Here is a 20,889-nt window from a genome sequence, read left to right on the forward strand (position 1 = left end):
GACCGGCTAAAGTATGGAGGCAGCCCAGCATGACCGCAAGTAATCAAATCCAGATGAAATCCCTGCCCAGCACACCGCCGTTGCTGTTGCGGGCCGCCTTTACCCGCAAGTCGCCTGGTCGGCAGATCAGTACACCACCCGCCTTTCCCGACACGCGAATTTCTGCGGAGAAATTGCGCATCGACAAAGGCCAATTACAGCGTTACCGACAAGTTTGTGGCTTTGACACCCAAAGCAATCTGTTGCCCATGAGCTTTCTTCACGTGCTCGCCTTTCGCCTGCAAATGTCGATGATGCTGGAGAAAGACTTTCCGGTAACCCCCATGGGCTGTATTCACCTGACCAACACCCTGCGCCAGTTCCGCCCCATCGAACTCGGCGAGCGCCCCACCCTGGACTGCCGCATTGGCGAAACACGCTTGAACGACAAAGGGATTGAATTCCAGTTCATTTGCCGGGCCTACGTGGATCAGGACAAAGTCTGGGAGGATGAGAGTCTGTATCTGTCCCGGGCAAAAACCAGCGTGCCCGCCGACAGCAGCCCACGCCCTGCCCTGCGCCCCTTTGACGACGCTGAAATCTGGAAGCTGCATCCCCGTCAGGCCCGCCAGTACGCCCGGGCATCCGGTGATTTCAACCCTATCCACTTGCACAATCTCAGCGCCAAGATTCTGGGTTTTAAAAAGATGGTCATCCACGGCATGTGGAGTCAGGCAGCCTGTATCGCCGCGCTGAGTGATCAGGTGGGTGAGCGCAGTGAATGTTTCGCGCAGTTCAAGACACCGATTTTCCTGCCAGCCAAGGTGCAGTTTTGCCAACAGGAAGGCGATAAAGGAATCGATTTTGCGTTGCGCAATGAGCGCGGTGACCGCCCCCATCTGGATGGCTATTTGCGGGATCTGGATTAGGCCCGTGTATTGCCAGTAAGCCGCCGCAGGGGCGCCTTACTGGCAAACTCAGCGGTTTACAGGTAGCTCTGCAGTTCTTTCAACCAGGCCTGAAGGGCTGCCATGTTGTCAGGCCCCAGCCGCCACATCCATTTGCTCAGCGCGTCGGCATTTTCCAGCTTGGCATCGGCGTATTCGTAAAATACCTTGGGCTGTTTCAACTTGGCATTGGCCGGAATCGGCTCCACAAACAGCATGTGCTCGATGGTGGTCCGGAACTGATTATCAAATGATTGGGGGTTGCCCAATTCGTTGTAGCTGGTCTCCAGCAAGGGCGACCACTTTTTGTAATAGATGGCGACCTGCTTCGGGTCCAGCGCGGTAATGGTTGAAATCAGCGGGTCCCAGCGTTTGTAATTGGCGGGATCCGCAATCAAGCCCTGCTCGGTCTCAATCACCAGAAAGCTGTCTTTGTTGTATACCACCGGCAAATTTCGGCTGGGCAGCTTGTTGGATGCCATCTGCTCGACCAGAGCGACCCACTTGCGGATCTGCTCTACCGGCGTCAACCAGGCGGCCATCGGCTCCGACAGGTCGGCGGCAGCTTCTCGCACTTTCTCGTCGCTGTTGTCGACAGAGGTCGGCGGCGCAACAATGCTGTCTGCCTTTTGCTGATACTCGGGGTCAGACTCCACCGCGAGGGTTTCCTTGACCGTCTTCACCGGCTTGGTATCTTCCACCAATTCATCGCCGGGTGCTGGCGGCTCAGTGACGGTGGTAGCCGACCGCTCCAGGACATACCAGACAAACGCCGCTACCGCTACGATCGCTACTACTGCCGATATTGCTTTCCAATTCATTAGACAACCCCGTTTGTGGATTTAATACGTTATTGTTTTTTGTTGTCGCAAGCGACAACTGGTTCCCCGGCTGGATGCTCAACACCGCCAGACCCCATCAGCTCAAAAGCCTGTCAGTGTAAACTAGATTCAACTTTCACATGGTATAACCGCCCCGCATTACGGGCAACCAGGGCGATCCGCTGGGGCGTCGGGGAATTTTGCGGGAGCAGAAAAACAAAATGCCGCAATATGCGGCATTCTTGGGCGAGCAATCACCGGGCAGCCAAAGCGCCCCGGTTTTACAGGTCGATGTCGTCGAGGAGGTCGAGCTCTTCCATCAAGCGCTTGCGTTCCAAACGCTCTTCGATTTTTCGGCGAATACTGTGGTCACGGCCGCCCATTGCTGCGCGCTCTTCAAAACCACTGTCTTCGGACTCCTCAAAGCCTTCTTCCAGATCATCGTCAGCCAAGTCGTCTGCCATATTCCACTCCACTGCTACTGGTAAATCGGAAACCCGGAGGCCGGGATCAAAGCCACCAAACCCATGCCGCCTTAAGTCGCACTATTTATTCCTAGAACGGAACTGTGTCAATCAAAAAGTTGCGGCTTAAGTCATTTTTTTCAGAATGCAAAATACGGCCTCTGCCCGGCTGCAAAAAAGCCGGGAGTTGCCGAAGCAAAGCTATGGGAAAACCGAGACAGTCGAGAGCGTGTCAGAGGCGATTGATGCCGTTGAACGCCGCCGTGCGATAGGCCTCGGCCATGGTGGGATAGTTGAAGGTGGTGTTGAGGAAGTAGCGCAGATTATTGCCCTCACCGGGCTGCTTCATGATTGCCTGACCAATGTGGATAATCTCTGCCGCCTCGGCGCCAAAGCAGTGAATGCCGAGAATCTCCAGGGTATCGACATGGAACAGCAACTTGAGCATACCCACCGTCTCGCCACTGATCTGCCCCCGAGCGGTGTCCTTGAAAGACGCGCGCCCCACCTCGTAGGGAATCTTCGCCTCGGTGAGTTCGCGCTCGGTCAGGCCCACAGAGCTGATTTCCGGCAGGGTATAAATTCCGGTGGGCACATCGTCGACAAAGCGACACTGCTCCTTGCCCCGGGCCGAGGCCGCCGCAGCCCGGCCCTGATCGTAGGCGGCACTGGCCAGACTCGGCCAACCGATCACGTCGCCCGCAGCAAAGATGCCGGGAACGGCCGTCTGATAGTGCTCATCCACCTGGAGTTGACCGCGATGGTCGGCCTCCAGTCCCACCGCTGACAGGTTAAGCGCGTCGGTATTACCGCTGCGGCCGTTACACCACAGCAGCGCATCGCTGTGCAGGCGCTTGCCAGATTTCAAATGCAGGGTAACCCCCAGGTCCGTTGCCTCTACCCGATCCACCTCTTCCCGGTGGCGCATCATCACCCCCATATGGCGCAGGTGGTAACTCAGGGCGTCGGAGATTTCGTCATCGAGAAATTCCAGCAGCCGGTCGCGAGTATTGACCAGCTCCACCTTCATACCGATACCGGAGAAAATCGACGCGTATTCACAGCCAATCACCCCGGCGCCATAGACGATCATCTTGCGCGGGGTGTTGGTCATTTTCAGAATCGTGTCACTGTCGTACACCCGGGGGTGATCAAAGTCGATATCAGCGGGACGATAGGGACGAGACCCGGTGGCGATCACAAACTGGGCTGCCCGCAGCTGGGTGCTTCGGCCACCTTGGCGCTGCACCGACAGGGTATGCCTGTCCACAAAGCTGGCCTGGCCGTGAATCAGCTCGATATTGTTGCGATAGTAAAAGCGGCTGCGCATGGCAACCTGCTGGGCGATGACCTCCTCTGCATGGCTGAGGAGCTTGGGGTAGGTCAGGGTGCGGGGATCACCCAGATCCCGAAAGATCTGCGCCTGATTAAAGCGAATGGCCTGGCGAACCATATGCCGCAGGGCCTTGGAAGGAATCGTGCCCTGATGGGTGCAGGCCCCTCCCACCAACGACTGGGACTCGATCACAGCGACCTGCTGACCGCGCTTGCTGGCATTGAGCGCTGCCGACTCCCCCGCCGGGCCACTGCCCAACACAATCACATCGTAATCCTGGCCCATAATGCTCCTCGCTGTATCAGCATCGATTCTGCTTGCCGCCCTGCCAAAATCAACAAAGCGACCCACTCATTTGCGGCAATTATCCCGTGTTCAGGGGCGTTGGTAATCTCGACTTTGGTGTAAGCTCTGACCCGAATGGCACTGACTTAAGCCTGTCACCCCGGTGAAGCCGGGTATTGCGCAACCATAATACCCCGGCAAACCTGGATTTCTGCCCTCGCGCACTGCTGTCCGGAATAATTTGCGCCACGGCTTGCAAGGACTTTACATCGTGGACACAAACAGCACCTGCCAGAGGCGAGACTTGATTTATAAAAGCCTAAATGCACAACCGGCCAGAGGGGTTACCGAATATCGTCGTACCCGCGAACGCGGGTATCCAGTGATTGCTAACGTGCTGGGTTTTCTGGATGCCCGCATTCGCGAGCATGACGACATAAAAATTATTCCGGACACTAGTGCGCGAAGGCGAGTATCCAGCAACGATAATACCCCAGTCAGCCTCAACTCCCGCCTTCGCGGGAATGACAATCTGGGTGATACTTATCTAACGTAAGCGCTGTCCATTCAGCCCTGACCTTGTCAGCGCTGCATCCAGCAAGATTACCACCGGCCCTCGGGTCGTCTAATTACCCAACGAGAGCCTCTGCGTGACCGCTTCTAGCCACACCAAAGCATTTTACGGACTGGACTGGATGACCAGCCGTCACCCCACTATTCGTCGATTGAAACGTCAAAGCCGCACCTCGTTGCACGGCAATAAAACCTGGAGCGCCAGCCTGGTACTGGCGGATTACCTGGAGCAGCACCCTTTGACCGCAGGGACACGGGTATTGGAACTGGGTTGTGGTTGGGGGCTGGCCGGTCTGTACTGTGCCAGCCGCGGCTGCGAGGTCACCGCACTGGATGCCGACGACAGCGTTTTTCCTTTCCTGGCAGCCCAAGCGAGCCACAACGATCTTCAGGTTAGCACGTTGACTCAGGACTTTTCGAGCCTCACTGAGGCCCAATTCGAGGGGGTTGATGTGCTGCTCGGCAGCGATATCTGCTTTTGGGACGACATGGCCGCCGACCTTTACGACTGTATCAACCGGGCGTTGGAGGCAGGCGTGCAGAAGGTGTTGATCAGCGACCCCAATCGCCCGCCTTTTCTCGATGTGGCCGATGCGCTGATTGAATCGCAATTTGCCGAGCTTTTTCCCTGGCAAAGTAGCCTGTCCAGCCGCTATCGCGGCAGCATTCTGCTGATTGAGAACGCCTGATTGACCGTCACCTGCGCCGCCAGGCTACGGGACATCTGCAGGTCACGATGTCGTAATTCTGCAATATAAACGTCACTGTGCTGCAACGTCAGCCGCGTAGAGTTCCTAGCATGAGGACACTACTATGCGCTTAATACAGTCGATAAATCAGTTCGATGTAAGAATGTTTCTGGCCTGTGTGGGAACCCGCCATCAGCAGCGTCTGTCCCGCATTGCCTACGGCATTTCAAAAACCGGTGATGGCTACACCCAGCTACTGTTGCCAATTCTGCTCTACAGCATTGGCGTCAGCCAGGGGCTCAACTACCTCATTGCCGTGGCCCTCAGCTTCGCCGTTTGGCTGCCTCTCTACTGGGTGCTGAAAAATACCTGCCGCCGTCGGCGCCCACCTGCCGCCATCCCCGCCTTCAGTGCCAGCATCATCGCCTCGGATGAATTCAGCTTTCCCTCTGGCCATACGGCAGCCGCCTTCTTGCTGTCCACGTTAACCGTGTTGTTTTTCGGTGTGATTGCAGCACCCATGTTTTTGTGGGCCATCGCGGTTGCCGCCTCCCGGGTCATTCTCGGGGTGCACTTCCCCACCGACACCCTGGCAGGCGCGGCGCTGGGCATCATCATCGCCCATTTGGCCCACGCTCAGGTAATGGTCTGATCGACCACTTCGGGTTTCAGGAAGCACAATGAAGATACTTTACGGCGTTCAGGGCACCGGCAACGGCCACATCTCCCGGGCGCGAATGATGGCAAAGCACCTCAATGCCCGGGGCGCCGATGTCCAGTTTCTGTTTAGCGGGCGCGACTTTGATAACTACTTCGACATGGAAGTGTTTGGCGACTACCAACTTCGCCACGGCTTGAGTTTTGCCACCCGCAACGGCCGGATCAGCCACCTGCACACCGTGCTGGAGGCCAAACCCCTGCGGTTTATCAACGACGTTAGATCGCTCCCCCTGGACGATATCGACGTGATCGTCACCGACTTTGAGCCGGTCACGGCCTGGGCGGGCCGCCTGCGAAATAAACCTGTTGTTGGCATCGGCCACCAGTACGCCTTCGGTCATCCCGACGTCCCCCAGCGCGGGGTCGATTTTAACAACCGCCTGGTGATGCGTTACTTTGCCCCGGCCAAATACCGCATCGGCCTGCACTGGCACCACTTTAACGCCGCGATTGTGCCGCCGATTATCAACCCCAAAGAGACGCTGCTACCGCCGACCCTGCCGCCGCACTTTGTGGTGTACCTGCCCTTTGAAAATCAGCAGCAGGTATTGGAAGCGCTGAACAAAATTCCCGGCTATCGTTTTATTCAGTATGCCCCCACCCTCGAAGACAAAGAACTGGGCAACGTCAGCCAGCGGCGCACCAACCTCCACGGTTTCAAAAAAGACCTTTGCAGCGCCCAGGGCGTAATCTGCAATGCCGGCTTCGAGCTGATCAGCGAATGCCTGCACATGGGCATTCCCGCCCTGGCCAAACCCGTTACCGGGCAGTCTGAACAGCTCGGCAATGCCGCCGCCCTTGAGGCCCTGGGCCACGCCAGCGTCATGCTGGAGTTCTCCCTGGATAGAATCAAACAATGGCTGGCCGGACTGCCCCGGCAAATGCCCCAGCGCTACCCCGACGTTGCCGAAGCCCTCTGCGATTGGCTGATGCAAGGCCACTGGCACGACAGCGACGACCTGGTGCAATCACTCTGGCAACGCAGCGGCGATCCACTGATCAGGGCAAAGGCGAGCTGAGATATTTTGTCTGTTGATGCCGACACCGCCTTTGGCCCCGAGCTCCCCAGCTTCACCGAGGTAATGGACCTGTGCCGGGGCCGCCTGCATCGGCGGCTGCCGGAGCTTCTGGCCACCGAGCAACTCTACCGGGTGTCCCGAGACCTGCTCGTTGCCCGCAACGAAGCCACGGTCCCCTTCGAGGACATGGAATTACCCATTGTGTCCCTCACCCTGGGCAACCCCGCACGCGCCCGACACTGTCTGGTGGTCACCGGCGGTATTCACGGAGTTGAACGCATCGGCACGCAAGTGCTGCTGGCCTGGCTGGAAAGCGTGCTGGAACGCTGCCGCTGGGACAAACACTGGCGCGCCCAGTTTGAAGATCAGATTGCCATTGTGGCCATGCCCCTGATCAACCCGGTGGGCATGATCCGCGGCTGGCGCAGCAACGGCAATTGCGTGGACCTCAACCGGCACGCGCCTATTGATGCCGAAGACAAAGTCCCTTTTCTGGTCGGCGGACAGCGAATCTGGCGCAAGCTGCCCTGGTATCGCGGCCGTCGGGATGGCCCCTGGGAAGCCGAGTTTATTGGCCTGGAAAATGTCGTGCGCCGCTGCACCAAACCCGACAGCATGTGCCTGGCAGTAGATTTTCACTCGGGCTTTGGCTTTCAGGATCACCTATGGATTCCCTACGCCTACCGGCGCAGTCCCATTGAATCCATCGCCGACTATGTTTCCCTGAAGCTGTTGTGGGAGCGCAATTTCCCCAATCACAATTACGCCTTTGGCCCCCAGGCCCTGCACTACCTGAGCCACGGCGACATCTGGGACTACCTCTACATCAAAACGCGCAAGGAAGGTTTGCAGCTGCTGCCGCTGACTCTGGAGATGGGCTCCTGGCTGTGGGTCAAGAAGCGTCCCCGCCAGCTATTCAGCTTTGCAGGACTGTTCAATCCCACCGTGCCCCACCGTCACGCCCGGGTACTGCGCAGCCATCTGGTGTTGCTCGACTTCCTGCTCTCCGCCGCGCGCAATTATCATCAATGGCGCAGCGAAGGCGATCACCAACGGGAGATGCAGCAAATGGCCCAATCGCTCTGGTACCGTCAGTTTTAGGAGGCAACAATGCAACCCGCCTCAGCACCGTCAGCCTGGCCAACGCACTGGGTATTTCTGCGCGGCCTCAGCCGCGAGCAACGTCACTGGGGCAATTTCCCCGAGCGCTGCACGACTGAACTGGGCTGGCAGATCACCCATCTGGACTTACCCGGCTTCGGCGACCAGCACCGTCGGCTGTCACCCCGAACCATGAGCGCCATCGCTGCCGACCTGGCCGCCCGGATGCCCTGGCCTGACCCAGAAATACCTATTGGCATTTTGGGATTGTCCCTCGGCGCCATGGCCGCCCTGAAATGGGTGGACCTACAACCCCAGCGCATCGCCGCGCTGGTGTTAATCAACGGCAGCGCCGCCGACTGCCCGCTGCACTGGCGACTACAACCCGGCGCCCTGCCCCCCATGCTGTCTGCCCTCGGCCGCCGCTCCATCAAGCAACAGGAGCGGGCTATTCTGAACCTGGTCAGCAATCGCCCCTCGGCAATTGAAGCCGCGCTCAGCGACTGGGTGCAAATTCGCCAGCAAGCCCGGCTGCAAAAACGCAACGTCTTTCGGCAGCTGCTTGCCGCAAGCACTGCCCGCTCACCGTCAGCTGCGGCGATGGCAGGCATCGGCAAAGCCCTGGTGCTATCCAGCCGGGGAGATCGCATGGTGTCCTGGCGCTGCAGTGAAAAGCTTGCCAGCGAGTACCAATGGCCACTGACACTGCACCCTGATGCAGGTCACGATCTGCCACTGGATGACCCGGAGTGGATTATTCGGCAGTTGGTGGCGCAGGCTTAGCTTTGTAGCGAGTGCGGGAAGGGATGGCTGGTCGACGCCTCATCAATCAAGGCATAGAGCTTGGCGCGGACTTCTGTGGCGTTCAGTGTCGTCATAAGTCACCTTCGCTCCGCAAACAGTACGCTTAACCGTACGCTCCGCCAACTACGCCGTAAGCAGGCGCGCCGCTTTATCGCGTCGGTCTGCCTTGTCTTGTCGTGGACTTCTTGGCAGGATATACCAATATTTGGTACAGGAGGCTCCTCATGGCTAGAAATACCAGCATTACCCTCGGCCCCCATTTTGATGAATTCATTGCTGCGCAACTTGAAAATGGCCGCTATGGCTCCGCGAGCGAAGTAGTGAGAGCAGGGCTGCGCTTGCTTGAAGAGACTGAGAGCAAACTTGAAAGGTTGCGGCGCCTCCTTGATGAAGGCGAGCAAAGCGGGATAGCCGAGTACTCACTTGACAGTGTTATCGCAGAATTGGATAACGAAGCTCACTAATGCCCCCATTCCTGCTCACCTCCGCTGCCCGAAAAGACATTATTGATATTGGACGATTTACCTCTGAGAAGTGGGGAAAGCGTCAACGCGATAAATACCTCAAGCAACTTGACGATGCCTTCAGGTTGCTTGCTCGGCAGCCTGAAATTGGCCACGCTGCGGAAGACATAAAGCCAGGCTATAAGAAGTTTAGCCAAGGCAGCCATATCATATTTTATCGATCTGGCACGGAGTCCAAGATTGTTGTGGTCCGCATTCTCCACAATAGTATGGATGTGGACCAGCACCTCTAGCAGGCTGTTGATTTTCGTTTTCGAGGCGGCCAATGCAAGCGGAACGCCGCCCGGACAAAAACAGGCGAAAAACGGTGGGACCGACCCTCGGGTTTACACTTAGTAAATGAGCATATTGAGCCTGTTTTTAACGCCGCAGTGGCAACGCAGATAGAAAATCAACAACCTGCTAGAGCCCATCACAGCAATGTAAGCGGCTTGCGAAGCAACGCCTAGCGCATCCCGCGCAGGGCGCAGCGAGTGATTTGTCCGACGGCCCGCTTGTTGAATGCTTCACAAGGCGCACAATCATGCGCATAATTGTGCGCATATCGATTTTTGGAGCACTCGAACATGCGACCTTTATTCGACCTGAAAGCCCCGAAGAAACCGACAAATCTTAGTTTAAACAGTGACTTACTGAAAAAGTGTAAGGCATTGAACATCAACCTCTCGGCCACCCTGGAGCAAGCTCTTGCTGAAAAGCTGGCTAAATCTAGCGCCGAGAACTGGGCTGATGAAAATAAAAATGCCATACGCGCCTACAACCAATTCGTTGAAAAAAATGGATGCTTTGGGGATGAGTTCAGGGAGTTTTAATGGCGCAGTTCGATGTTTATGAAAACCCTAGCGTAAATACCCGCACAGCATTTCCGTATCTTGTTGATGTTCAAAGTCCGGTAATAGAGGACATTTCCACGCGAATTGTTGTGCCCATTGGAAAGTTACAAAGTTTCAAGAACCAGGCAATGACAAAGCTGACGCCCGAAATTAACTATGACGGTGAACGCCTCTTGCTTCTTGTGCCACAGATAGCGGCCATTCCCGCAAAATATTTAAAAGCTCCCATTGGCTCGTTAGCGCATTTTCGCGACGACATTATCGCGGCTGTGGACTTTGCTATCACTGGCGTTTAATGCCTACCGCAGCGGCAGCCAGAACGGAGAGCCTTTAGTGCTAATTTTTGAGCGCCAGCGAGCAGCAGAGCAGCACAAAAGGTGCAGAGTTTTGGCTGCCCGACTGCCGGTTTTTGTCATGCGCCAAGTGCGATAAGAGGCTGAACATGACGCTCAGGGCGGTGTGCGGAAAGGTCATGAGTGGACTGCAGGTTGAGCCAAAATTCAGGGGTAGTATTTAACGCCTCTGAAAGCAGCCAAGCAGTGTCAGGTGTAATTCCGCGTTTACCGCGCACAATTTCATTAATGCGCTGTACCGGCACCCCCAAGTGATCAGCCAAAGCCTTTTGGGTAACTTCCAAGGGCTCCAGGAATTCTTTAAGGAGAATAATACCTGGATGCGTAGCAATTCTATTTGAAGGTATCATAAATCACCTGCTGTTAATGATAGTCCACGATTTGAACATCATGGGCCGCTCCTTCGCTCCAACGGAAAATAATTCGCCATTGATTGTTAATACGAATACTGTGAAATCCTTTAAGATCACCCTTGAGAGCCTCAAGATGGTTTCCTGGGTCTGATATGGCACTTCTCAATCAGCTCGTAGAGGGCAAATTCGAACGTGCCAGGCAGGATTTGCTCGGCAAAATTGATCACAACCATCGCATTCTGGTTGTAGTCGTAGGGTTTGAACTTGGGCATGCCATCACTCCCTGAGCGGATGCCGAATTTTAGAAAAAAACGCTGGTTTTTAAGAGAAAATCTACAGCCTCAACGCCAGTAGCAAGCGCGCCGCAATTTGGCGTCGACTTGCCTACTTTTGTTAGAACTTTTACTCGATGGCATGTGTTGAAAATCCCACAATTAGCTCTTGAAAAGTTCCTAGAAATGACCAGTTCAAAGTTGTAGATAGCAAAACCATCCACGTAAAAACAAGCACAACACTAACTTTCATGGGCGCCCGGCCAACAGAATATCTGCTTAGAATTAGAGAGTTAGTGAACCTGCGCTTCCCTGAAATTCGCGAGCTAACAGTGCTAACGACATCCGTCATTGAAGTGGTGAAGAGCTTATAAAATTTATCGCCATCATGCTTGATGTTTTTTTCTAGCAGGACTTCGTAGTGATCCACGCGACTCTCCCACCATTCTTGCCAGAACTTCGCACCACTTGCCATTTGCATTTGATAAAAAGAAACAAATAAACCAGCGAAACAAATAGTGAACTCAACCATAGGCCGACTATTCTCTGCCTGCAGAACACTCGCCAACAAAACACCCTGAAATAGCATGAAAAAGTTATTTCTATGGATCAACTGTCCTATCTCGAAATTTCTAGTTTCAATGCTCAATTCATACAGAGATTTGAGCACGTCTCTTTCAAGTTCTTTTTCTTTCTGCTGATTATCTTGAGGCTCATTCATAGGAATATTCCGTTTTAAATTCTAGCGCCCACGACAGGAACTGACAAAATGGAGCGCGTTTTTGTGCAAAATAAGCGCAGTGATTGCACAAAAGGGTGCGGAGCTTTGGCCGTCCCCCCGTCCATCCAGAAGGACGATGCTGCCTTTGTTATGCATTTGACCTAGCCTACCTTGTCGTAAGAGATACTTCTTCCGAAAGGTGGATAAATTGAAGTGGAATCTCTTACAACGTATTTAGCGACTACGTTACCGGACTCATCTACTTCGTCGTACCAGTATGTATCCGTATCCTGGCCCTTTCGTTGTTCCCACTTGGTATCCGTTTGAACAAGATCGTGATTATCGGGAAGGCCTATCTTCTCTTTATATTCTTGATTCATAAAACACTCCTTATTTTTTGACGTCTTCGATCTTGCAGGTAGTAAACGTTGCCGATGTCATTTCTGTTCTGACAGTTGTTCCGCAGTATGGACAAATAACTGGCTCAAGCTCTTTGCCACCGGGAACACCTCCTCCTATGCTATTGACATAAAAGTCCTTCTCACAATCGGGGTTGCTACATCGCTCCATGTTGATCTCCTTGTAATGCATAACAGCTTTATTGCGGAGACCAGGGCCTTATATCACTCTGGCTCCCTATCTTCGAGGAAGGGTTGGAAAGGTCGCGAAAACCCCGGCAATGTCATGGAGTTGAAAAAAATCCGTTGAAGTCGCTGCCGATATTAGCAAGACGCGATCCCTCTAATTTTTCTGCAATTCCTTTCCCCTGATCATATACCCACACTGATAGAAATCAACGCCTTAGCAGCACCTGAATGTAATAGCGCGCCCGCGGCAACTGAAAAAGGAATGTTGAGCTATTTTAGGGAGATTCAAACAGCGAAGGCAGGTCGGCTGTTGATCAGCTGATGGGTGAAGCGGGTAGTGGTGTTGTGTGTAAATCAACACCGGCCGTTCCGACTTTTTACAAATCCGCTTTCGAATCGGTATCGGTGGTGGGTTCAGCAGATTCTGCACGCTCTTTACTGCCGCTTGCGCAGCACCAGAAGCTGATACTGTAGGGTGCCACGTCACCGGTGAAGGGCAGCATCTCAAAGTCATCCAGGGTCACGGTACCGCCCCGAAAGCGCAGCTTTTTGTCATTCAGTCTCACCCGCCGGCTGGTCAGGTTCTTTGCCGTCATCTGATAGCCACCCTCAATGGCATTGGCCAACGCGGGCGCCAGGTCTATGCGCACCCGGTGGGGGGCCAGATTAATCAGCAGCAGGGTCTTGCCCTTGCCCTTTTTGGCCGAGTGCAAATAACAGCGCAGATGAGGGGAGCTGCTGTCGATGGCGTAGACCTGGGTGCCCATTAATTGCCCCCATAGCCAGCTTACCCAGTAGTCGGGCCGTGGCTTGAGGGTGAGCCGCACGATCATGCCGTAGTCACCGCCAATCAGCGATTGCCTGACCATTACCCGCTGGCCGAGACGGGCACCCATGCCCAGTTGATCAGCCCACCAGAAGCTGGATACCCAGCGATCAGAGAGTTCTGGCTGACCACCGCACTGGGCCGAGCCGGTTTCCCCGGTCCAGACCTCGGCCTGGGGCTGGAAGCGATCCCGCAGGGCGCGCAGTCGGTTGCCGTAGAGGTGGAAATATTCGAAGGATTTGGGATCGAGCAGATGATGAATCCGCGCCCGGCGGGTGCGCACCGGGCTGCGATCGCTTTGAAAGGGATAGTAATGCCAATCGACAATATCGAGTTTGAAACGAAGATTGGCCAGAAAGCGCGGCGTGATGTTACTGATGGGCCGCACGGTTTCACCGAGCTTGGGCCAGAAGGCGCTGCCCGGCCCGGAGATTTTCGCGTCCGGGAAGTCCTTGCGCACCACTTTAAAAAAGCGGTTGTAGTCCCGGGCCAGGTTGATTGCCCGGGGCTGAGACAACAAGCCGTGAAAGGCCCAGTAGGCATTGAGCTCATTGCCCAGTTCAAAGACCTCAATCTGGTAACCCTGCTGGCGGGTATAGTCGAGCAGCTTGAGCAGCTCATCGCCCTGCCAGCTGCCGTGGTGTTCCCGCTTAAACAGCCCGTATTTGCAGGTAAAAATCAGTTTCAATTCATTGCGCTGTAAGAAGGCGTGCAGCTCATCCCACTGCTCCCGGGTCAGCACCAGCGCGTCACTGCTGCCCTCCGGGTTGTCGAAGTAATGAATCTTGTCTGCCTCCGAGCCGCCCACCCGAAGATAGGCTGGCCCCAGCAGGCCCACCAAGCGGTCGAGCTTGGCGGAGGTCAGTTTCAGGGGCGGAATGCGTAGAGTGCCAAGGCCCCGGCGGCTGTCGTTGGTTCCCTCCCACCAAAAGCCACCGGCCAGCACCGAAATATCCACCGAGAATGACAGGTAGCGCTTGTCGATCTCCGCCACCGGCCTCAGGTGGGAAAGGCTGCCGACGCTGCTCTCGGAGTCAGCCACCTTGGCCTCAGCACTCAAGGATTCCCCCGGAAGAAACAGGGTAGCCCGGTCTCTGGCTCCGGCCTGGGGCGGCGACACCAGTGCCGCCAGGCCTTGCCATACCCGCCACAGCAAGCCGCTCAGCCGCCGACCCAGCATCGCCAACTGCGTTAGCAATGCCCCGCGATAGCGTTGAATAACCGCAAAAGACTTAATAGCGCGCCCCCGTGACAGCCTCGGTTTCAATAGCCGGGATCGCCCCGTGCACGGCGACCACAGTGGCGGCAACGCGATGGGCCGCCGCCAGTGCATCAATAAGCGACTGCCCGGCCAGCCGCGCAGCCAGATAACCGCCATTAAATGCATCGCCGGCACCGGTGGTATCGACAACCTGGCCACGGTAATCAGAATGCGCCGCCACCGGTTCGCCGCCCGCCCAGGCCATCGCATGGGCGCCGGGACATTTCATGGCCACCTCGGCCACCCCAAAGGCCCGATAAAAACTCACGAGGGCCTCGGGGTCATCAAAACCCCAAAGCTGAGCCTCATCATCCAGGGTTGGCAGCAAGACATCACACTGGCTCAGCAATCGCCGGTAGATGGCTCGCGCAAGGTCTTCATCCGGCCACAGCCGTGGGCGAAAGTTGGGATCAAAGATCAGGGTTTTGCGCTGCTGTCTCAGCACATCGATAAAACGCCAGAAGCCCGGCTCATTGCCCTGGGCCATCACAGCCAGCGTAATGCCCGACAGATACACCGCGTCCCATTGGCTCAGCAGCGCGCAGGCATGGCGGCACTTTTCATCACCGCTAAAGAGATTGCGGGCAGCGCTTTGGCCGCGCCAGTAATGAAACTGGCGCTCCCCGGCGGCGTCATTTTCAATGAGGTAGAGCCCGGGCATGCTGCCTTCGGTTGTCACACAGCCCGTCATTACCAGGCCCTCGGACCGGCCCAACGCCAGAATGCCCTCACTGAAGCGGTCGGTACCCAGCTCGGTGAGATACCCGGTCGGGATGCCCAAGCGAGCGAGGTGAATTGCGGTGTTGAAGGTGTCACCGGCATAGGCCAACTGGTAGCGGGGCTCCGCATTCGGCTGGGGCTGAAGGACGCTATCTGAAGGCGACAGCTCCACCATCACCTCCCCCACACACAGTACCCGGGGCAATGTTGAACTTGCCTGCCCTGCAGTTGTGATGCTTGATCCAGAACTCAATTGCCTGCCCCTTGGCCTGGGCCAATCACCGGTTTGCTCGCCGAACCCTTAAATCTCATTTCCGGTTAATACCCATCACCAATTAAAGAGAGTCCCGTCCTGAAGACGGTTTACCGGCAGATAAGCCCGCTGATAGGGATACTTGGCCGCCAGCTCTTCATCGATATCCACGCCGTGGCCTGGGGTGTCACCCACTTTGAGATAGCCCTTGTCAAAGTGGTAATCACTGGGAAAGACCGCATCGGTGGCCTCGGTGTGACGCATGTATTCCTGAATACCAAAGTTGGGCACCCAGGTATCAAAGTGCAGGGCCGCGCCCATGGTCACCGGCGACAGATCAGTCGCGCCGTGAAACCCGGTGCGCACGTTATAGAGCTCCGCCAAAGAGGCAATGCGGCGAACATGGCTGATGCCACCAGCATGGACCAGGGTGGAGCGGATGTAGTCAATCAGCTGCTCGCTGATCAGGGTGTGGCAGTCGTAGATGGAATTAAACACCTCCCCCACGGCCAAGGGGGTAGTGGTGTGCTGGCGAATCAGCCGAAAGCGCGCCTGCAATTCGGCGGGCACAGTGTCCTCTAGCCAGAACAGGCGGTAGGGCTCCAGGTCTTTACCCAGGCGGCCCGCCTCGATGGGGCTCAGGCGGTGGTGACAGTCGTGGAGCAGGTGAACATCAAAGCCGTAACGATCCCGTAATTGGGCAAACAGCGAGGGCACGTGATTGAGGTATTTCTCGGTGGACCAGAGGTTTTCTTCGGGCAAGTTCGCATTGGCCGGTTCGTAGTACAGCTTGTCGCCAGATACGCCGTAGGTTGACGCCAGCCCCGGCACACCGCACTGGGCGCGAATCGCCTGATAGCCCATATCGAGATAGCGGCCCACTTCGTCGACCGTCTCGGCAATATCCTCACCGTTGGCGTGGCCGTAGACCATCACCCCGTCCCGGGAGCGGCCGCCCAGCAGCTGATACAGGGGCATGTTGGCCAGCTTGGCCTTGATATCCCACAGGGCCACATCCACCGCCGCAATCGCCGTCATGGTCACCGCGCCGCGGCGCCAGTAGCACCCCCGGTAAAGGTATTGCCAGATATCTTCAATCTGCTGGGGGTCGCGACCGATCAGGCAGGGCACCACGTGGTCTTCCAGGTAAGACACCACCGCCAGCTCCCGGCCATTCAGGGTTGCATCACCAATGCCGTGCAGCCCTTCGTCGGTCACAATTTTCAGGGTGACGAAATTGCGCCCTGGACACGTAACGATCACTTTTGCGTCGACAATTTTCATGACAGCCCCGGATCACTCCCAGAAATTCCGTTGAGACTGTCCAATGTAGGTCACAAAAGTTAAACATAAATGACATTACATAGAGGGCGATGACAAGGCCCAATCATCTGCCTATTTGTCGGTTTTTATGGGCCCTAGGACCTCGACATGACCACACCACTGGCCCCGCATCCTGATCGCCTGTTTCCGCCAGAAAAAGCCACCCGGGATATCGCCCGCGCCTTGTACCAGCAGGTGAAAGACCTGCCCATCATCAGCCCCCACGGCCATACTGACCCGGCCTGGTTTGCCCAGAACCAGGCCTTCAACAACGCCAGCGAACTGTTTATTCAGCCCGATCACTATGTGTTCCGCATGCTCTACAGCCAGGGCGTGTCGCTGGATGCCCTGGGCATCCCCCGGGCCGATGGCAGTCAGGCCGATGTCGACCCCCGGCAAAGCTGGCGGCTGTTTGCCCAGCACTATCGACTGTTCCGGGGCACTCCCTCCCGGCAGTGGCTCGACCATGTTTTTGCCGAGGTGTTTGGCCTGGATGTCGCCCTGGAGCCCGGCACCGCCGATCATTACTTCGACCAGATCAATGCCCAGCTGGCCACACCCGCCTTTCGTCCAAGGGCCCTGTTTGAGCGCTTTAACATTGAAGTGCTGGCCACCACCGAATCGCCCCTGGACGATTTGCAGTTTCACCGCGACATTATCGACAGCGGCTGGCCGGGCCGGGTGATCACCACCTTTAGGCCCGACCCGGTCGTCGATCCGGATTACACTGGCTTTCTTAACAATGTGCAGGCCCTGGCCGACATGACCGGCGAGGACACTTTCAGCTGGACGGGCTATCTGGCGGCACTGCGCCAGCGCCGGGCCTTTTTCAAGGAACACGGCGCGACCGCCAGCGATCACGGCCACCCCAGCGCCGCCACCGCCGACCTGTCGCCCTTTGAATGCGAGAAACTATTCAGCAAGATTCTCAGGGGGCAGAACTACAGCGCCGATGCAGAATTGTTCCGCGCCCAACTGCTCACCGAAATGGCCGCCATGAGCATCGACGATGGCCTGGTCATGCAGCTCCACCCCGGCGTATTTCGCAACCACAACCCCAGCCTGCTGGCGCAATATGGTCGCGACAAGGGTGCCGATATTCCCTTGGCCACCGAGTACGTGCGCGCCTTGCAGCCCCTGCTGAACCGTTTTGGCAATCACCCCGACTTCAGCCTGATTGTGTTCACCCTCGACGAAACCAGCTACGCGAGAGAGTTGGCGCCCCTGGCCGGGCACTACCCCTGCCTGAAGCTGGGGCCTGCCTGGTGGTTTAACGACAGCCCCGAGGGTATGCGCCGCTTCCGCCAGCAGACCACCGAGACCGCCGGGTTCTACAACACCGTCGGCTTTAATGATGACACCCGGGCGTTTATGTCGATTCCCGCCCGTCATGATGTTGCCCGGCGCATGGACTGCGGCTTTCTGGCAGAGTTGGTGGCCGATCATCGCCTGAGCGAGATCGAGGCGGCAGAGCTGGCCATTGAGCTTAGCTACACGCTGGCCAAGAAAGCTTACCGGCTGTAGATCGCTATGCGCTTAAATAACAGCACCGCCATTCCCGCCGCCGTCAGCCAACCCCGCTATGCGCGTCAGCATCACGGCGCGGGCATTGTTCATCTGGGACTGGGGGCATTTCACCGAGGCCATCAGGCCTGGTACACCGAAGCGGTGCTGAACCGCTTTGGCGGCAACTGGCGCATTATTGGGGTGAGCCTGCGCAGCGAATCGGTCTATCAGCAGCTGATGCCCCAGGATTGCCTCTACACTCTGGAAGTGCGCCACGGTCAGCAGCGGCAACGGCAGCTGATCGGTGCCCTGGCCGAGGTCCTCGCCGCGCCCGCCCAGCCGGACAAGGTCATTGCCGCCCTCGCCCAGCGCGCCACCCATGTGGTCACCCTGACCATCACCGAAAAAGGCTATTGCCTGTCGGCCAGCAGCGGCGAGCTGGACTCGGCGCTCCCGGCGGTGCAACACGATTTAAACAACCCCGCCGCCCCGCAAACCGCACTGGGCTTTTTGTGTGCCGGGTTGGCGGCGCGGCGGGCTCAGGACCTGCCGGGGCTCACCATCATCTCTTGCGACAACATCGCTAACAATGGCGACAAGCTGCGGCGCGCCGTATTGACTTTCAGTCAGCTCATCGACCCGACACTGGCCAGCTGGATTGACCGCCACTGCCGTTTTCCCGCCACCATGGTTGACCGTATTGTGCCGGCCAGTACCGAGGCGGATCTCGATGGCCTGGCGGCGGCCGTTGGCTATCGCGATCAGGCCGCCGTGTTCACCGAAGCCTTTGTGCAATGGGTGATCGAAGACCATTTTGCCGGGCCGGTACCGCCCTGGAACAAAGTCGGCGCCGCCTTTGTCGCCGATGTCGCGCCATTCGAAACCATGAAATTGCGCCTGCTCAATGCCAGCCATTCAGCCATCGCCTATTTCGGCATGCTGACCGGCGCGCAGACGGTTGATGAGGTGATCGCCCAGCCGGTTATGCGCCGGGCTATTAGCCGCTTGATGGCAGAAGCGGAGCCCACCCTGGACCTGCCGCCCGACTTTGATGTCGCGGCCTATCGGCAGCAATTACTTACCCGCTTCGATAATTCCGCCCTTGGGCATCGCTGCCAGCAGATTGCCATGGATGGCTCCCAGAAATTGCCCAATCGCATTGTGCCGATACTGCAGTGGCAGCTGAATAACGACGGCGCCGTCACCATGACCTGCGCGGTGCTCGCCGCCTGGTGCCGATATTTGCTCGGTCTGGACGAGCGGGCCCGGCCCTACACTATTGATGATCCCGCCGCCGACGCGCTGGCGGCCCGGCTTCGCGAAAGCGGCGGCGAGCCCGTAAAAATGACGGCAATATTCCTTGAGCATGGCGGCATATTGCCCGAGTCGATCGCCGCCGATCCCCGGGTCGCTCGCGGCATCCAGCACTGGTTAACGGATTTTGGCGAGCGCGGCATTATCGCCGCCCTGGATAACTAAACTAGACTTGGATAGCCAATCCTGGCCTGGGCAACCAAACCTGAGCAGAAAGGGGAGGCAAAGGTGAGCAGCGTCGCGAGGAAAACAAAAGCCGCCATCTCGCGATTAAACGAATTGCGATAACCGGCCCTAAATACCATCAACGGAACAGCGCTCTCTTTTCCACCAGAAAGTCGATCAACACCCTGACCCTAGAAGGCATCTGGGCCCTTGTGGGCGCGTAGAGGTAAAACCCAGGAAACGGCCGGCACCAGGGTTTTAGTACGCGAACCAGCTCGCCCGATTTAATCTGCTGGTAAATACAAAGATCGAGGTATTTGATAATGCCGACCCCGTTCAGGGCGGCTCGCAGCATACTATCGTCGTCGTTAAATACGGCGCTGCCCCGTGGCTCGAAGGTTTGGGTATGGCCTTCCTCGTCACTGAAAGTCCAACGATCCAATGTGCCGCTACCGGCGAAGCGGTACGCCAAGCAGTTGTGTTGCGTCAGCTCAGCGGGTGATTCCGGAATACCATTGCGCTCGAAATACTCCGGTGAGCCGACAATGGCCATTTCTATCGGTGGTGTGATCGGCACCGCGACCATATGTTCATCCAGGCTTTCCCCCAGTCGAATACCCACATCCGTACTGTCTGCCACGATGTTGGAAAAACCATCGTTGAGGATCATTTCTATTCGCAGCTCAGGATAGCGCGCAAAAAACTCGGCCAGGTGCGGTTCCAACAGCGTCCGGGCGGCGATTCGGGAGGTATTGACTCGAATCAGCCCGCTGGGCGCGGAGCGAGATTCACCAATTTCGCCAACGGCCGCATCGATCGCTTTCAGAGCAGGAGCGAGCCCATCAAACAGACGTTGGCCCTCCTCGGTCAGCGACATGGTCCGAGTCGTGCGGTGCAGCAGCCGCACATCAAGCTCCTCCTCCAATGACCTCAGGTGCTGAGAGAGGGCGGCCCGGGATATCTCCATTTCGGTGGCGGCTTTGGTAAAACTGAGATGCCTGGCGATGTGAACAAACCAGGCCAGGGCGGGAAGTTGTGAGGGATTAATCGGCATATTGTAAATTATTACTTAACAGTCATTTAGATTTTGGCACATATATATACAACAAACTACTCCCTACTATGAACAACATCGAGTGA

Annotated in this window: 25 protein-coding genes; 12 read left to right on the forward strand and 13 right to left on the reverse strand. The window is 56.7% G+C overall.

Annotation, left to right across the window (positions count from 1 at the left end; translation table 11 throughout):
- The first annotated feature begins 29 nt into the window (after positions 1 to 29).
- Positions 30 to 908, forward strand: a complete 879-nt coding sequence (locus NCG89_RS03380; protein ID WP_251088365.1) for a MaoC family dehydratase — start codon at positions 30 to 32, stop codon at positions 906 to 908.
- Positions 909 to 964: 56 nt separating this feature from the next.
- Here NCG89_RS03380 and NCG89_RS03385 read toward each other — a convergent pair whose 3' ends face one another.
- From NCG89_RS03385 to sthA, 3 genes are all read right to left on the reverse strand, one after another.
- Positions 965 to 1,747, reverse strand: a complete 783-nt coding sequence (locus NCG89_RS03385) for a DUF3014 domain-containing protein (RefSeq protein ID WP_251088366.1) — start codon at positions 1,745 to 1,747, stop codon at positions 965 to 967.
- A gap of 281 nt (positions 1,748 to 2,028) precedes the next feature.
- Positions 2,029 to 2,211 (reverse strand): PA3496 family putative envelope integrity protein, encoded by a 183-nt coding sequence (locus NCG89_RS03390; RefSeq protein ID WP_251088367.1) that lies wholly within the window; start codon positions 2,209 to 2,211, stop codon positions 2,029 to 2,031.
- A 232-nt stretch (positions 2,212 to 2,443) separates the two neighbouring features.
- On the reverse strand, positions 2,444 to 3,832 hold the full coding sequence (gene sthA / locus NCG89_RS03395; protein WP_251088368.1) for a Si-specific NAD(P)(+) transhydrogenase: 1,389 nt from the start codon (positions 3,830 to 3,832) through the stop codon (positions 2,444 to 2,446).
- A gap of 650 nt (positions 3,833 to 4,482) precedes the next feature.
- On the opposite strand from sthA, the gene NCG89_RS03400 reads away from it, so the two are divergent.
- The 5 genes from NCG89_RS03400 to NCG89_RS03420 all read left to right on the forward strand — a co-directional run bounded on the left by NCG89_RS03400 (position 4,483) and on the right by NCG89_RS03420 (position 8,717).
- Positions 4,483 to 5,094, forward strand: coding sequence for a class I SAM-dependent methyltransferase (locus NCG89_RS03400; protein ID WP_251088369.1), 612 nt, complete (start codon positions 4,483 to 4,485; stop codon positions 5,092 to 5,094).
- A gap of 124 nt (positions 5,095 to 5,218) precedes the next feature.
- The gene (locus tag NCG89_RS03405; protein WP_251088370.1) at positions 5,219 to 5,746 is read left to right on the forward strand and encodes a phosphatase PAP2 family protein; all 528 of its coding nucleotides are present in this window, start codon (positions 5,219 to 5,221) and stop codon (positions 5,744 to 5,746) included.
- Between the two features lie 28 nt (positions 5,747 to 5,774).
- Positions 5,775 to 6,833, forward strand: coding sequence for an MJ1255/VC2487 family glycosyltransferase (locus NCG89_RS03410; RefSeq protein WP_251088371.1), 1,059 nt, complete (start codon positions 5,775 to 5,777; stop codon positions 6,831 to 6,833).
- A 6-nt stretch (positions 6,834 to 6,839) separates the two neighbouring features.
- On the forward strand, positions 6,840 to 7,934 hold the full coding sequence (locus NCG89_RS03415) for a DUF2817 domain-containing protein (protein WP_251088372.1): 1,095 nt from the start codon (positions 6,840 to 6,842) through the stop codon (positions 7,932 to 7,934).
- Positions 7,935 to 7,943: 9 nt separating this feature from the next.
- The gene (locus tag NCG89_RS03420; RefSeq protein ID WP_251088373.1) at positions 7,944 to 8,717 is read left to right on the forward strand and encodes an alpha/beta fold hydrolase; all 774 of its coding nucleotides are present in this window, start codon (positions 7,944 to 7,946) and stop codon (positions 8,715 to 8,717) included.
- Here the strand turns inward: NCG89_RS03420 and NCG89_RS03425 are convergent.
- Positions 8,714 to 8,812 (reverse strand): type II toxin-antitoxin system Phd/YefM family antitoxin, encoded by a 99-nt coding sequence (locus tag NCG89_RS03425; protein ID WP_251088374.1) that lies wholly within the window; start codon positions 8,810 to 8,812, stop codon positions 8,714 to 8,716. The genes NCG89_RS03420 and NCG89_RS03425 overlap by 4 nt on opposite strands.
- A 150-nt stretch (positions 8,813 to 8,962) precedes the next feature.
- Here NCG89_RS03425 and NCG89_RS03430 point away from each other — a divergent pair, with 150 nt between their 5' ends.
- The 4 genes from NCG89_RS03430 to NCG89_RS03445 all read left to right on the forward strand — a co-directional run bounded on the left by NCG89_RS03430 (position 8,963) and on the right by NCG89_RS03445 (position 10,391).
- The gene (locus tag NCG89_RS03430; RefSeq protein WP_251088375.1) at positions 8,963 to 9,202 is read left to right on the forward strand and encodes a type II toxin-antitoxin system ParD family antitoxin; all 240 of its coding nucleotides are present in this window, start codon (positions 8,963 to 8,965) and stop codon (positions 9,200 to 9,202) included.
- Positions 9,202 to 9,495, forward strand: coding sequence for a type II toxin-antitoxin system RelE/ParE family toxin (locus tag NCG89_RS03435; RefSeq protein WP_251088376.1), 294 nt, complete (start codon positions 9,202 to 9,204; stop codon positions 9,493 to 9,495). The genes NCG89_RS03430 and NCG89_RS03435 overlap by 1 nt, the downstream gene beginning before the upstream one ends.
- 333 nt (positions 9,496 to 9,828) lie before the next feature.
- A complete protein-coding gene (locus tag NCG89_RS03440) occupies positions 9,829 to 10,074 on the forward strand; it encodes a type II toxin-antitoxin system CcdA family antitoxin (protein WP_251088377.1) in 246 nt (81 codons plus the stop codon).
- Complete coding sequence (locus tag NCG89_RS03445) at positions 10,074 to 10,391, forward strand: CcdB family protein (protein ID WP_251088378.1); 318 nt, start codon at positions 10,074 to 10,076, stop codon at positions 10,389 to 10,391. Before NCG89_RS03440 ends, NCG89_RS03445 begins: the two co-directional genes overlap by 1 nt.
- A gap of 116 nt (positions 10,392 to 10,507) precedes the next feature.
- Here the strand turns inward: NCG89_RS03445 and NCG89_RS03450 are convergent, their stop codons facing one another.
- The 8 genes from NCG89_RS03450 to manD all read right to left on the reverse strand — a co-directional run bounded on the left by NCG89_RS03450 (position 10,508) and on the right by manD (position 16,725).
- Positions 10,508 to 10,798, reverse strand: a complete 291-nt coding sequence (locus NCG89_RS03450; protein WP_251088379.1) for a HigA family addiction module antitoxin — start codon at positions 10,796 to 10,798, stop codon at positions 10,508 to 10,510.
- Between the two features lie 13 nt (positions 10,799 to 10,811).
- The gene (locus NCG89_RS16910) at positions 10,812 to 10,967 is read right to left on the reverse strand and encodes a type II toxin-antitoxin system RelE/ParE family toxin (RefSeq protein ID WP_251088380.1); all 156 of its coding nucleotides are present in this window, start codon (positions 10,965 to 10,967) and stop codon (positions 10,812 to 10,814) included.
- Complete coding sequence (locus NCG89_RS03460; protein ID WP_251089398.1) at positions 10,930 to 11,073, reverse strand: hypothetical protein; 144 nt, start codon at positions 11,071 to 11,073, stop codon at positions 10,930 to 10,932. The genes NCG89_RS16910 and NCG89_RS03460 overlap by 38 nt, the downstream gene beginning before the upstream one ends.
- Positions 11,074 to 11,203: 130 nt before the next feature.
- On the reverse strand, positions 11,204 to 11,794 hold the full coding sequence (locus NCG89_RS03465; RefSeq protein ID WP_251088381.1) for a RipA family octameric membrane protein: 591 nt from the start codon (positions 11,792 to 11,794) through the stop codon (positions 11,204 to 11,206).
- 161 nt (positions 11,795 to 11,955) lie between these two features.
- Positions 11,956 to 12,174 carry a hypothetical protein gene (locus NCG89_RS03470; protein ID WP_251088382.1) on the reverse strand — a complete coding sequence of 73 codons (219 nt, stop codon included), beginning with the start codon at positions 12,172 to 12,174 and terminating at the stop codon, positions 11,956 to 11,958.
- Between the two features lie 584 nt (positions 12,175 to 12,758).
- Positions 12,759 to 14,405, reverse strand: coding sequence for a glycosyl hydrolase family 79 N-terminal domain-containing protein (locus NCG89_RS03475; RefSeq protein ID WP_251088383.1), 1,647 nt, complete (start codon positions 14,403 to 14,405; stop codon positions 12,759 to 12,761).
- A gap of 34 nt (positions 14,406 to 14,439) precedes the next feature.
- Positions 14,440 to 15,441, reverse strand: a complete 1,002-nt coding sequence (locus tag NCG89_RS03480) for a sugar kinase (RefSeq protein ID WP_251088384.1) — start codon at positions 15,439 to 15,441, stop codon at positions 14,440 to 14,442.
- A 75-nt stretch (positions 15,442 to 15,516) separates the two neighbouring features.
- The gene (gene manD, locus NCG89_RS03485) at positions 15,517 to 16,725 is read right to left on the reverse strand and encodes a D-mannonate dehydratase ManD (RefSeq protein WP_251088385.1); all 1,209 of its coding nucleotides are present in this window, start codon (positions 16,723 to 16,725) and stop codon (positions 15,517 to 15,519) included.
- A 147-nt stretch (positions 16,726 to 16,872) separates the two neighbouring features.
- Here manD and uxaC point away from each other — a divergent pair, with 147 nt between their 5' ends.
- A complete protein-coding gene (gene uxaC / locus NCG89_RS03490; RefSeq protein ID WP_251088386.1) occupies positions 16,873 to 18,288 on the forward strand; it encodes a glucuronate isomerase in 1,416 nt (471 codons plus the stop codon).
- Between the two features lie 6 nt (positions 18,289 to 18,294).
- Complete coding sequence (locus NCG89_RS03495; RefSeq protein ID WP_251088387.1) at positions 18,295 to 19,749, forward strand: mannitol dehydrogenase family protein; 1,455 nt, start codon at positions 18,295 to 18,297, stop codon at positions 19,747 to 19,749.
- Positions 19,750 to 19,888: 139 nt separating this feature from the next.
- On the opposite strand, the gene NCG89_RS03500 is transcribed toward NCG89_RS03495, so the two are convergent.
- On the reverse strand, positions 19,889 to 20,803 hold the full coding sequence (locus tag NCG89_RS03500; RefSeq protein ID WP_251088388.1) for a LysR family transcriptional regulator: 915 nt from the start codon (positions 20,801 to 20,803) through the stop codon (positions 19,889 to 19,891).
- Between the last annotated feature and the right edge of the window lie 86 nt (positions 20,804 to 20,889).

Source organism: Spongiibacter taiwanensis, assembly GCF_023702635.1.
Lineage (GTDB): Bacteria > Pseudomonadota > Gammaproteobacteria > Pseudomonadales > Spongiibacteraceae > Spongiibacter > Spongiibacter taiwanensis.